Source organism: Occallatibacter sp. FHG110214_02 (assembly GCF_059115385.1).
The window spans coordinates 90,852-103,185 of the sequence record NZ_JBZYWK010000021.1; the positions used below are offsets into that span (position 1 = coordinate 90,852).

12 protein-coding genes are annotated in these 12,334 nt (G+C 59.3%); 3 read left to right on the plus strand and 9 right to left on the minus strand.

All coding sequences use genetic code 11. From position 1 onward, the window contains the following. Positions 1-39: 39 nt before the first annotated feature. A complete protein-coding gene (locus AC5S3R_RS16515; protein WP_494268257.1) occupies positions 40-849 on the minus strand; it encodes a hypothetical protein in 810 nt (269 codons plus the stop codon). A gap of 95 nt (positions 850-944) precedes the next feature. Here AC5S3R_RS16515 and AC5S3R_RS16520 point away from each other — a divergent pair, with 95 nt between their 5' ends. Next, the gene (locus tag AC5S3R_RS16520; RefSeq protein WP_494268258.1) at positions 945-2,027 is read left to right on the plus strand and encodes a serine hydrolase domain-containing protein; all 1,083 of its coding nucleotides are present in this window, start codon (positions 945-947) and stop codon (positions 2,025-2,027) included. A 188-nt stretch (positions 2,028-2,215) separates the two neighbouring features. Further along, complete coding sequence (gene murQ, locus AC5S3R_RS16525; protein ID WP_494268259.1) at positions 2,216-3,196, plus strand: N-acetylmuramic acid 6-phosphate etherase; 981 nt, start codon at positions 2,216-2,218, stop codon at positions 3,194-3,196. 61 nt (positions 3,197-3,257) lie between these two features. Here the strand turns inward: murQ and AC5S3R_RS16530 are convergent, their stop codons facing one another. After that, complete coding sequence (locus tag AC5S3R_RS16530; RefSeq protein ID WP_494268260.1) at positions 3,258-3,743, minus strand: hypothetical protein; 486 nt, start codon at positions 3,741-3,743, stop codon at positions 3,258-3,260. A gap of 251 nt (positions 3,744-3,994) precedes the next feature. Between AC5S3R_RS16530 and murA the strand changes: the two genes are divergently transcribed. Continuing rightward, a complete protein-coding gene (murA, locus tag AC5S3R_RS16535) occupies positions 3,995-5,278 on the plus strand; it encodes a UDP-N-acetylglucosamine 1-carboxyvinyltransferase (protein WP_494268261.1) in 1,284 nt (427 codons plus the stop codon). Positions 5,279-5,332: 54 nt separating this feature from the next. Here murA and pnp read toward each other — a convergent pair whose 3' ends face one another. From pnp to AC5S3R_RS16570, 7 genes are all read right to left on the minus strand, one after another. Continuing rightward, positions 5,333-7,780, minus strand: coding sequence for a polyribonucleotide nucleotidyltransferase (pnp, locus tag AC5S3R_RS16540; RefSeq protein WP_494268262.1), 2,448 nt, complete (start codon positions 7,778-7,780; stop codon positions 5,333-5,335). Between the two features lie 275 nt (positions 7,781-8,055). Continuing rightward, the gene (gene rpsO / locus AC5S3R_RS16545; protein WP_494268263.1) at positions 8,056-8,322 is read right to left on the minus strand and encodes a 30S ribosomal protein S15; all 267 of its coding nucleotides are present in this window, start codon (positions 8,320-8,322) and stop codon (positions 8,056-8,058) included. Between the two features lie 139 nt (positions 8,323-8,461). Then, positions 8,462-8,818, minus strand: coding sequence for a hypothetical protein (locus AC5S3R_RS16550; protein ID WP_494268264.1), 357 nt, complete (start codon positions 8,816-8,818; stop codon positions 8,462-8,464). A 31-nt stretch (positions 8,819-8,849) separates the two neighbouring features. Further along, positions 8,850-9,863 (minus strand): VWA domain-containing protein, encoded by a 1,014-nt coding sequence (locus AC5S3R_RS16555; RefSeq protein WP_494268265.1) that lies wholly within the window; start codon positions 9,861-9,863, stop codon positions 8,850-8,852. A gap of 138 nt (positions 9,864-10,001) precedes the next feature. Beyond that, on the minus strand, positions 10,002-11,297 hold the full coding sequence (locus AC5S3R_RS16560) for an endo-1,4-beta-xylanase (protein ID WP_494268266.1): 1,296 nt from the start codon (positions 11,295-11,297) through the stop codon (positions 10,002-10,004). Between the two features lie 22 nt (positions 11,298-11,319). Next, positions 11,320-11,544, minus strand: coding sequence for a hypothetical protein (locus AC5S3R_RS16565; RefSeq protein ID WP_494268267.1), 225 nt, complete (start codon positions 11,542-11,544; stop codon positions 11,320-11,322). A 262-nt stretch (positions 11,545-11,806) separates the two neighbouring features. Further along, positions 11,807-12,334 (minus strand): flagellin family protein (locus AC5S3R_RS16570; protein ID WP_494268268.1); only part of this gene is annotated, 528 nt, incomplete at its 5' end.

Below are 12,334 nucleotides of genomic sequence, written 5' to 3' on the forward strand. Positions count from 1 at the left end.
TTTTCCTGGGAAATCATGACCTTCAACTATTACTTTAGCTCAATTGCATCCTAGCGTGCCCGGCGGACACAACAAATGCAGCTTCTCCGGCTTAGCGAGCGGCTTCGCCTGTTCTCCCGCCGGAACCAGCCCCGCTGCCGTAGCACCGCTCAGGTTCTCATCCTGCAAAACCAGCGGCCGCTGCAGCACCATCTCCACCTGCTCACCCGCCCGGATATTCACATCCGCACCACGCGTAAACAGCGACACAAGCCCCGCTGCCGCCACACCACCTGCAATCCCGGCCACACCGCCCGCCAGCGGATGCCCCGACTCCAATCCCCCAACCGACCCCACCGTTCCGCCCGTAGGAATCGCAATCGCCGCGGCCTTTCCCATATTCCGCGTCTTGTCGCCGTCCTGCTCAACAGTGCCCTCGCCGTTATCCTTCACCGTCTGCTTGCTCGCGCCCGGCAGAGAGTTCACCAGCCCCGGAATCTCCACCACGCTCCCATTCGGAAACACAATCGAAGTAAAGTGCATATCAAGCTGCGCCTTGCCCTTCACACGCCCCGCCCGCTGCACTCGGTCCACCACGCCCTGCACATATACGCCCGCCGGAATCATCACCTTGTTCCCCACCACCACCGGAAACGTCGAAACAAGATAAACCCCATCCCCTGGCTTGGCGCTCTTCGTATTCACAGAGCTTTTCAGTTGCAGCAGAACCTTCGTCCCCGCTGGCACTGTATAAGTCTTCTTCTCAGCGGCAACATTCAACACAGCCCCCTGCGTCTGCGCCTCCTGTCCCGCCGCCATCCCGCAAGCCCAAAGCACCGCCGCACTCAGCCCTGCAATCGCAACACGCATCCCCATCCCCCACAACATTCTTGTACCGATAGACGGAATCCTTGCGTTCAAGGATAGTCCCATCCTTCTCAATTCGCTGATACGATGCAAACAAAGTGCCGCCACCACTCCAACCCGACGCAACAACACGCTTCGCGCCCGCCATCCGCGTCCTTCAGGATGCCATTGAAGCCCGCGCCTTCCCCGGCTGCTCCTTCGGCCTCCTCGCCAACAATCAGGTCCTTCTTCAATCCTCACTAGGCCGCCAAACCTATGACACTGCCAGCCCTGCTATCACCCCGGAAACCCTCTACGACATCGCCAGCGTAACGAAAGTCGTCATCACCACCGCCGCCTCCATGCTCCTCTACCAGCGCGGCATCCTCGACCTCGACACTCCACTCGGCGAACTCCTCCCCGGCTTCGTAGTTGGCCGCCCGCACGGCTCTCAGGCCCGCCATGTCCTCATCCGTCACCTGCTGGCACACAACTCCGGCCTACCCGGCTACGTAAAATTCTTCGAGCACCACACCACGCCCCTCGGCCTTCTCCGAGCCGCCCTCGAACTCCCCATCGAAACCGCTCCCGGCACCCGCGCCGAATACTCCGACCCCGGCTTCATCCTCCTCGGCAAGGCCATAGAAGTCCTCACGCACGAGCCCCTGACCCAGTGGGCCTACCGAGAAATCCTAACGCCCCTCGGCATGTCCGCTTCCTGCTTCTGCCCGCGCCCGCAACAGCACCCGGCCATCCCCCCCACAGAAAACGACACATGGTTTCGCCACCGCATCATTCAAGGCGAAGTGCAAGACGAAAACGCCTCCGTCCTTCACGGAGCCGCCGGTCACGCCGGCCTCTTCTCCAACATCCCTGATCTTCTAAGCTTCGCCGCCGAAATCCTAACGCCCAATAAACTCTTCACCCCAAAAACCATCGAGACATTCTCAAAGCGCCAGCCCCCGCAAGGCAGCTCCCGAGCACTCGGCTGGGACACCCCATCCGAAAACTCCAGCTCAGGCAGCCATTTCTCGCCCAACTCCATCGGCCACTTAGGCTACGCCGGCACCTCCCTATGGATAGACCGCGAAGCCAACCTCGCTATAGCCCTCCTAACCAACCGCACCTGGCCCGCCCGCCAATCCCAGCAAATCAAGCTCATCCGCCCGGCCTTCCACAACGCGATAAGAGAAGACTTATAAGCACACTCCGTTGTCTTTGCAGTTGCCTTCCTTGTCCCTTTTCCCTTTGTCCCTGCCTTTACCTGTCCCCTGCACCCCGTACCCTGTCCCCTTGCTTTACTAAATACCTCTGTAACCACACCCGGATTTTCTACTGTTTCACTTCGTGGCATTGCAGGAGTACAATCCCAGATATAGGGATAGATTCGATGGCCACAACAATAGTGACGCACGAGACGGAAACGGCAGCAAACCACTCGCCCACCCGTCAAGACCCCGCATCCCTCCTCCAGCAGCTCACCACCGAGAGCCAAAACGACGCATCCCAGGGCTTCGATACCAAGTCCGCTCTCGAAATAGCCCGCATCATCAATCACGAAGACTCCAAGGTTGCCGGCGCAGTCAAAAAGGCAATCCCCGAGATCGCGCAGGTCATCGACAAAGTTGCCCGCGCCCTTCGCGATGGTGGACGGCTCATCTATGTAGGAGCAGGTTCGTCAGGCCGCATCGCCTCACTCGATTCATCCGAGTGTCCTCCCACTTACTCCACCGCACCGGGCCAGATTCAGTACCTCATGGCCGGCGGTCCCAAGGCTCTCGCCTCCTCCGTTGAAGTAAATGAAGACTCCGAAGAGCTGGGTCAGAGAGACATCGCCCGCCGCCGTCCTACCCGCAAAGATGTAGTCATTGGCGTCTCAGCCTCAGGCCGCACGCCCTACGTGGTAGCAGCCACCGCTTACGCCCGCGCCCGCGGAGCCTACACCGCCGCCGTAACCTGCAACCCCGGCACGCCGCTCGCAGACGCGGCAGACATCGCCATCGTTGCAGAAGTTGGCCCCGAAGTCGTCTCCGGTTCTACGCGCATGAAGGCCGCCACCGCGCAGAAGATGATCCTCAACATGATCTCTACCGGAGCCATGACGCGCCTTGGCTACGTGTACGAAAACCTCATGGTCAACGTACACATGCAGAACTCCAAGCTGGTAGAGCGCGGCATCCGCGTACTCATGAAGGCCTGCAACATTGACCGCGCCACCGCCGTCGAAACCATCAAGTGCTCAGGCCGCAGCATTCCCGTAGCGCTGGTCATGCTCAAAGCAGGCGTGGACAAACCCGAAGCAGTCCGCCGCCTCGCCAAATCCGACGGCAACGTCCGCCTAGCCATCGAAGACAACGTCCTCGAACTGTAAAAGTCCTCACATTGCATAAAAAGGGGCCCCCTCAGGGCCCCTTTTATTTTTGCCCACCTGCTTACAGTCCGCTGGGAGCCGCTGCCGGAGCAGCCATCTTCGCCTTCCGGGCCGCATGATGCGCCTTGCGGTTCTCCTGGATCTGCGTATAAAGCTGCTTCTGCTGGTCATTCAACACGGCCTGGATTTTTGTGTTCGAGTCATCCATGATGCCCTTCGCCTTGGCGCGCTTATCCGCCTTGGCCACGGAGGTATCCGTCCGCAGAGCCCGCAACTGGGTATTGCGGTCCGCCAGGATCGGCTTAATCTGGTTCACCTGGTCGTCGCTCAGGTTCAGCGTGCTGGCCAGTTGCCCAAGCTGCCCGCGCCCATGCCGTCCATGACGCCGGTGATGCGGCGTACCGCTATCCGGCGTCTGCGAAGCCTGCGCCCCGGCAGCCGGAGCTGCCTGCCCAGCCTGCGCCGAAGCAAACACCGCGCCCGAAGCCAGCAGCGCGCCAAGAACAAAAGCAGCCTTAGGAACAAAACCTACCTTACGCGATTTCATGTACAACCTCTCCATCAGGCCAGTCTTGATTACCAGAAAACAAGGGGAGCCCAACCAGCCGGATGCAAAGTTAGAACCCCACTCCGCCCCGAGAGTTGCACCCATAAAGTTAAAGGATTGGTGAAAGCACAGCGTCTCGGACTACTCGCCGCAGCAACATGAGGTTTTAAGGTACATATCTCGACACTGATACAAACACGCAAGCTAGTTACACTGAAACTTCAGGCATCTTCTGAGGTATCAGCAATCCCATGGACAAATTCCTAATCACCGGCGGCACGCCGCTCGAAGGCACCATCCGCGTCTCCGGCGCAAAGAACTCCGCGCTCCCCTGCATGGCCGCGGCCATCCTCACTGAAGACGAAGTCGTCCTCGAAAACATCCCGCAGGTCAAAGACATTGCCACCGAGCGCAAGCTGCTGGCCTCCATGGGAGCAGACGTGGACCTGGGCGAGCCGCACCTCACGCGCATCCGCTGCGCCGTCCTCTCCGACCCCGTCGCCAAGTACGAAATCGTCAAGACCATGCGCGCCAGTTCGCTGGTCCTCGGCCCGCTCGTCGCCCGCACCGGTCTCGCCCGCGTCGCCATGCCCGGCGGCTGCGCCATCGGAGGTCGTCCCATCGATCTCCACATCAAGGGTCTCGAAAAGATGGGTGCCGAAATCGTGCAGGAGCACGGCTACCTCGAAGCCCGCGCCAAACGCCTCCACGGCGCACACCTCGTCTTCGACAAAATCACCGTCACCGGCACGGAAGACCTCCTGATGGCCGCCGCGCTAGCCGAAGGCGAAACCCTCATGGAGAACGCCGCCCGCGAGCCCGAAGTCGTAGACCTCGCCGCTCTGCTCACCAAGATGGGCGCAAAAATCGAAGGCGCAGGCACCTCCACCATCCGCGTACAGGGCGTCGATAGCCTCCACGGCGCACATCACACCATCATCCCCGACCGCATCGAGGCCGGAACCTTCCTCGCCGCCGGCGTCATCACCAACGGCAGCCTCACCATCGCCAACTGCGCCCCCTCACACCTCGGCGCAGTCATCGCAAAAATGCAGGAAGCCGGCGCAAACATCGAAGTCACCGGCCCCGACACCATCCAAATCCGCCCCAACGGAGGCTTCCACGCCGCCGACATATCCACGGAAGAGTACCCCGGCTTCCCTACCGACATGCAGGCGCAGTACATGGCCCTCGTCACGCAGGCCGAAGGAACCAGCCACGTCAAAGAAAACATCTTTGAAAACCGCTTCATGCACGTGCAGGAACTCGTCCGCATGGGCGCAAACATCAAGGTAGACGGCCGCACCGCTACGGTTCGCGGCAAGTCGCGCCTCTCCGGAGCCTACGTCATGTGTTCCGACCTCCGCGCCTCCGCCAGCCTTGTTCTGGCAGCCCTCGTCGCCGACGGCATCTCCGTCCTCGACCGCGTCTACCACATGGACCGCGGCTATGAGCACATCGAACAAAAGCTTCGCGGCGTCGGCGCAAAAATCGAGCGTGTAAGCTCCGCCCCCGACCCAGCCGAAGCCGAATAACCAATCAGAAAACAAAAAGCCCGGACATCTCTGTCCGGGCTTTTCTGTCAGTGCTTACGCCTGATGGCCTCCGCCCCCCTGGCCGGGGCCGCGTCCACCGCGACGGCGGCGACGGCGGTTGTTTCTGCCGCCCGCCGGACCACGCCCGCCCGCCTGCTGCTGTCCAGCAGGAGCAGGAGCGCCATCCGCACGGTTAAAGTTCGGCTCGTTCTCCTCGTCGAATTCTTCGCCTTCCTCATCATCATCAAAGTCCTCTCCGCCTTCAATGAGAATCGTGCTCTGGTTCGAGCGCGGCTGCCGCTCGTCGAACTCATTACGCGGCGCACGAGGCGCAGCCGGAGCAGCGGGGGCTTCTTCGGTGCTTTCTTCCTCCACCGGAGTTCCCTGCGCAGCGGCCAGCTTGGCCTTCTGTTCCTTGATGAGCGCCTTGCGGCTGAGCTTGATGCGGTTGCCTTCGATAGCGAGAACCTTCACCATCACCTGGTCGCCTTCGCGAAGCTCGTCCTTCACATCCTTCACGCGGTGTTCCGCAATTTCAGAGATGTGCAGCAGGCCGTCGGTGCCGGGGAACAGTTCAACAAACGCGCCGAACTCCGCCAAACGAACAACCTTGCCAAGATAAGTCTTGCCAATCTCCGGCACGGCGGTGATGTCGTTAATCATCGCCAGCGCGCGGTTCAGGCCGTCCGCGTCAGACGACGCCACCGAAACCTTACCGGTATCGTCAACGTCAATCTTGGCGCCCGTCTGCTCCACGATGCCGCGGATGGTCGCGCCACCCTTGCCGATGAGGTCGCGAATCTTGTCCGTCGGAATCTGCACGGTCTCGATGCGCGGCGCGTACTTCGAGCGCTCCGTGCGAGGTCCGTCGAGAACGGCGTCCATCTTATCCAGCAGGAAGATGCGGCCCTGACGAGCCTGCTCCATCGCTTCCTGCAGAATCTGGCGAGTCAGACCGCCAATCTTAATGTCCATCTGCAGTGCCGTAATACCCTTGCGAGTACCCGCTACCTTGAAGTCCATATCGCCGTAGTGGTCTTCCGCACCGGCAATGTCGGTCAGGATGGCGTAATCATCGCCTTCCTTCACAAGACCCATGGCCACACCTGCAACCGCGCCCTTGAGCTTGATGCCTGCATCCATCAGCGCCAGCGAAGCACCGCAGACCGAAGCCATCGACGAAGAACCGTTCGACTCCAGAATGTCGGAAACCACGCGATAGGAATAAGGCGACTCAGACTGCTCAGGAAGCACAGCCGAAATAGCGCGCTCCGCAAGAGCGCCATGGCCCACTTCGCGGCGTCCCACGCCCGTCATACGTCCTGTTTCACCAACGGAGAACGGCGGGAAATTATAGTGAAGCATGAAGTTCTTCTTCTGCTCACCCTCGTAGCTTTCCAGGCGCTGTCCGTCATCGGCAGTACCGAGCGTAGCCGTCACAAGAGCCTGCGTCTCGCCACGGGTAAACAGGGCCGAGCCATGCGTACGCGGCAGAACACTCGTCTCAATGCTGATGGGACGAATCTCATCAAACGCGCGGCGGTCAGGACGGATGCGGTCCTTCGTCACCTGCTCGCGGAAGGTGCGCTCACGCAGCGTCTCATAGTAGCCGCCAAGCTTCTTCTTCGCACCGGTCGTGTCATCCGCGGGAATCTCGGCTGCCAGCTCGTCCTTAATCTGCTTCACGAGCGCATAGCTCGTAATCTTGTCGTGCTTCTTGGTGTCGAGCGCGTCCTTCAGCTTCTCGCCAACCTTTGCCTTCAGCTCGCCGTAGTAGGCTTCGTCAAACTCCGGAGCCACAAACGCGCGCTTCGGCTTGCCGGCCTTGGCAACCAGCTCTTCAATCGCCGCAACAATCTTCTTGATTTCCGTGTGGGCAAATTCAATGGCTTCGAGAATAACCTCTTCCGCCTCTTCCTTCGCGCCAGACTCGATCATCACGATGCCGTCCTTGTGGCCGACAACCATGATGTTCAGCGTCGAAAGCGGACGCTCGGCGTAGGTGGGGTTGATGATGAGCTCACCATTCACGCGGCCCACGCGAACCGCGGCAACAGTCGCGCCAAACGGAATATCCGAAAGAGCAACAGCAGCCGCAGCGGCGTTAATCGCCACCACATCAGGATCGTTGTCCTTATCCGCGGAGAAAACCAAGGCAATCACCTGCGTCTCGTTGCGGAAACCGTCAGGGAACAGCGGGCGGATGGGCCGGTCAATCTGGCGGGAAGTCAGAATTTCCTTCTCGCTCGGACGGCCTTCGCGCTTGATGAAACCACCGGGGATACGTCCGCCGGCATACGTGTACTCGCGGTAATCCACCGTGAGCGGGAAAAAATCGATGCCCTCGCGGGGGTCGGGAGACGCCACAGCCGTGGACAGAACCACAGTCTCACCCAGGGTGACAAGAGCGGCGCCAGAGGCCTGCTTGGCCATGCGCCCGGTCTCAAAGACCAGTCGCTTACCGCCGGCAAGCTCGACGGCTACTTCATGCTTAGTCGACATAATGTCCTCTTTCCTCGAAATCGAGAAACTCATTTGATTTTTCTGCTTGGGAAATTTGGGGTTGAAAGGCGCCCGGATGATGGGAAGAAGTGCGGAATGGGGAGCGAGGCCTGTTTTTCAAAACAGGGCCACGGGGAGCAGATGCAGCACCGAGCATAAAGCTCTGCGGCAAAAGCTCGCAGGATACACCACGGCCCGGGTTTCTGAGGGAAACCAGGGCCGGGACCAATCCGCGGTCTGGGCGCTTCCAGGTCAATGTGTACTTTCTGAGGGGTTTACTTGCGGATTCCGAGCTTGCCGATCACGTCGCGGTAGCGGTCCGTGTCGTGCGTCTTCAGGTAATCCAGCAGACGGCGGCGCTTGCTCACAAGCTGCAACAGGCCACGGCGCGATGCGTGATCCTTCTTGTGTGTCTTGAAATGCTCAGTCAGCTCGCCAATCCGCTCACTCAGAATTGCAATCTGGACTTCGGGGGAACCGGTGTCCGTCGCGTGGGTGCGGAAGCGTTCAATCAGGTCGGTTTTCTTAGCAGTCGCCAGCACGGCGTTGATACTCCTATTTCGTTCTCAGTCCACTCTCAAGTGTCTATTGTGAGAGTACCATGAAAAGCCTTCTCAGGAAACCCCAATGGGGCCCGAAACAGGCTCACAAGTCCAGACAATTCAATAAGGTCCACTGGATTCAATCCATAAACGGATATTCCAGGTAAGGCTTCGAGACGCTGAGAACCTTATCCGCAGGCGACTCCTCTATCCGGCTGCCTGAATTCCCGTCCTGCAAAAACGCCACGGTGACCTTGATAAAGTGGCATTTCCGGAAAACATACCGGGAATTCTCGCGAATCTGAAGCCCGCCATCCAGCACAAAATCCCGCTCGACAGCTTCCCTCCTCTCGCCCGCCTTCAAGTGGTCCGTAGCCGCAATCGCCTCTTTCAAAAGCTCTTCCACCGGATCCTGACTCTCTAGCCTTACGCCAGAAAAGAAAGCCAGCATGAAGAGCACCGCAGCAATCATGCCCAATTTCACGGCCCTGCTCATCGACTCACCTCCACCCGGCGTCGAGAGTCAGCTATTGCGTCCCACCCACCGAAGCCTCATCCCCCACCCAGTAATTCGCCCGCGCCACAATCCGCGCCCCATAATCCTGGGCCAGCCGAACCTTCAGCGTATGCAGCCCCGGCGTAGGGTCCGACGGACTGAAGGTAAGCAGATACCGATTCCGCGTATGCCGCGCCGCATCCATCACCCGCGCCTGAAACTTCTTATCACCGGTAAAGGTTGTGTACTCGCCCCCACTCATCTGGGCAATCTCTTTCGTCACATTCTTCTTCATCGCCTGCACCAGCATCACCAGTGAAGAAAGCATGCTCATTGTCGGAGCCTCATCCGGTTCCTTCGTCGCGTCATGCAGAAACTCCGTCCGAGCCGGCGAAAACGAAACCGTCAGCAGCAGCACATCCGACTGCCCAATCTTCCGAATCAGCGCTGTGGTCTTCGTATGCTTGCTGCCATGATCGCGAGCCTCGCTAATCAGCAGCACCACGCGCCGAAAATCCCGCGGCTGATCATTCAGCAGGTCCACCGCATAGCTCACCGTATCCATAATGGCGTCCCCGCCATCCCCCGGCTCCATCCTCTGCAAGCTCGCATTCAACTCATCACTCGAATGCGTAAAATCCCGCAGCAAATGCGGCTCAGAATCAAACCCCACCAGCGCCGCCTGGCTCTTCGGATCGCTCAAAAACTGGTCCAGCAACGGCGCAATCTTCGCAAACTTGTCGAACTCCAGCGCCGACATTCCGCCCTGCTCAATCGCAACCACCAACGCCACCGGGGCGGTATCCATCTCCTCCTGCACATGCACCTTTTGTGGAACGCCGTTGTCCTCCACGACAAAATCCTTCGGCCCCAGACCAAAGACCACGCTACCGTCATGCTTCTCCACAAGCGTAGGCACCAGAACTTCCTTCGTAGTCACCCGCAAAACCTGGTCACTCTGCTCCACGCCCGGCAACGGCTTCGGCGGCTCCGGCGGAGGAATAGGCTGCTGCTGCGCGCACGCCGCGCCAACCGCCAGAGACACAAAGACCACTCCTCGAATCAGCCCCCTCACCCAATCCCCTTTCGCCCTATGAAGGGTACGGGCTTTAGCCCGTACATAAAAGACAGCAAAGATAATGGGGCTTTAGCCCCTGAGGGAAGAATTTTCAAGCCGCTATCATTACTGCGGCTTAGTAGTTGGACTTCCCGGCACAGTAAACGGCTTATATAGATCATCCTGTTTCGCAGCAGGAGCCACCGGAGCCGCCACAACCCCACCCAAAGGCTCCGCAACCACAGCCCTCGTCGCGTCTATCGCATCCCGCAACGCCGCAAACGCAGACAGCGGCTGCAGATTGTCATCAAACGGAAGCGGCCTCTGCCACGCGCCATCCGGTCTCCGCGCCCACGGCTCCTTCGACTGGTTAATCCACGTATGCGCGCTCGTAATCCCCCACGTCAGCAGCGCCGTCACATTCGGCTCCGCCAGCACCAGCCTCGGATAGTCCTTATACACCTGCGTCACCGCCGCATCCTGCAGCTCCGGCCCACCCGGCAGCTTATGCGTATTTACGTCAAGCTCCGTAATGTAAACCTCAAGCCCAAGCGCCTTCACATCGCGGATAAACGCCGTAAGCCCCGCACCTGGCGCTGGTGGAGTAGCCTGCAGATGGCTCTGCACGCCCACCGCATGAATTGGAATCCCCCGCGCCTTCAGCCGCCGCACCAGCATCAGTACACCGGCGCGCTTTGCCGTATCCTCCGGAGTATCCAGCTCAATCCCGTAATCGTTATAAGTCAGCTTCGCCGCCGGGTCCGCCTGCGCAGCCGTAGCAAACGCCAACTCCAGGTAATCCGGCCCAATCAGCTCAAGCCAGGGCGACTTCCGCAGCCCATCCCCGCGCCCATCCTTCGGGTCAATCGCCTCGTTCACCACATCCCAGCTATGAATCCGCCCGCGATACCGCCCTGCCACCGTCTGAATATGGTCCGTCAGCAGCTTCCGTGCATTGTCCTTTGTAGCCGTCTCTTTGAACCACGAAGGAAGCGCCTCATGCCAGCAGAGATTGTGCCCGCGCACCTTCTGGCTGGCCAGTTCCGCAAAGCGCATCAGCTTGTCCGCCTGCGTAAAATCAAACGTCCCAGCCGTAGGCCGCAGCCCCTGCCACTTCATTGCATTCTCGGCGACCACAATGTTCGCCTGCTCGGCCACAAGCTTCGTATATCCATCCGCAGTCGTACCCGCTGCAAAGCCATCCACATCCAGCAACGCGGGGTCCACCGCCGCGCCATATAACAACCCACGCGCCGCCGCATGTGCGCGCAGCGTATCCGGGCCCACAAACGTCATAATGCGGCCCTCTCCTGCCCGCAGCCATTGCGGAAACACAGAAGCTCCCGCTACCGCCAGCGCAGCCTTGCCCAACTTTCGCCGTGTCCAGATTCGCTTCCGGCTTCGTGCGTCCATCGGTTCCATTCGCATGTCCTGTAAAGAGGATTTAGTGCTTCCGCTCCGCCTCGCGCTGCACGCTGCCCGTCCAGAAAAGAAACTTCAGCAGCTCCCAGCGCTCCTGCCACACAAACGCCAGCATCTCGCCGGCTGTCATCTTCTCCGCCCACTTGCCGGAATACGTCTCAATGCGCCAGCGCAGGTAAGCACTGCGCCAAGGCCGCAGCCGCGCACCACGAGTTGCATTCCACACAAAACGAAGAGGCTCTAACACCGTTCCAATCCTTCGCTCAAGTATAAAGCTGCCGCAACCGCCAGGTGTCCATCCCAGCCCCCACAAATCCATGCCTAAAAATAAATCTCAAATCTGTGGACAACTTTTGCGCTCATTTAACCCCTTTTGTGCCACGATAATAATCAGCAGGCAAAACGGCCCGATTCTCATCGAATCGGGCCGTTTTCATTTCCGGGCTGGATGGATACCGCTCCCCCCTCAGAAACTGTAAATCTGTAATTCTGTAAACCGAAAATTAGCCTTAATACTGCAACTTATCAAACAAGCTTCCCGAACCAAGCTGTGCAATCACACTCTCAAGCGCTGTCTGCTGTGTCTCGGAGAGAGCTAACTGGCTCGAAACCTGCCCCACATCTGCCTGCATAATGTTGGTCTGCGCCGAGGTTAACTGGATGCCCTCGCTTGCCGCGGAAGAGGAAGCCGAGCCGAGCTGGTTGATCGAGTTATCAATCGTCACTCGCTGCTGCGAAACCCAGTTCAACGCGGAATTCAGCGTTGCAGTATCGGCTGAAGCCTGAGTTTCATTCAGTGGAGTAGTCGAAGTCACGCTGGAGTAATCCGCAATCAGCGCATCCAGCGCACCAAAAACACTCACAGCGGCGTTGCCGTTGCCATTGAATATCTGTGCCCCCGGCACATTCAACTGGATCTTCTGGTTATTCGGCGTCACCAGCGAGTTCACCGTCGCATCCCCATCATAAGTCGAGGAGGAGTAAGGAGCCGTCGAAGTCAAACTGCCGCCAAAAATATACTGCCCCTGGTAGCTGGT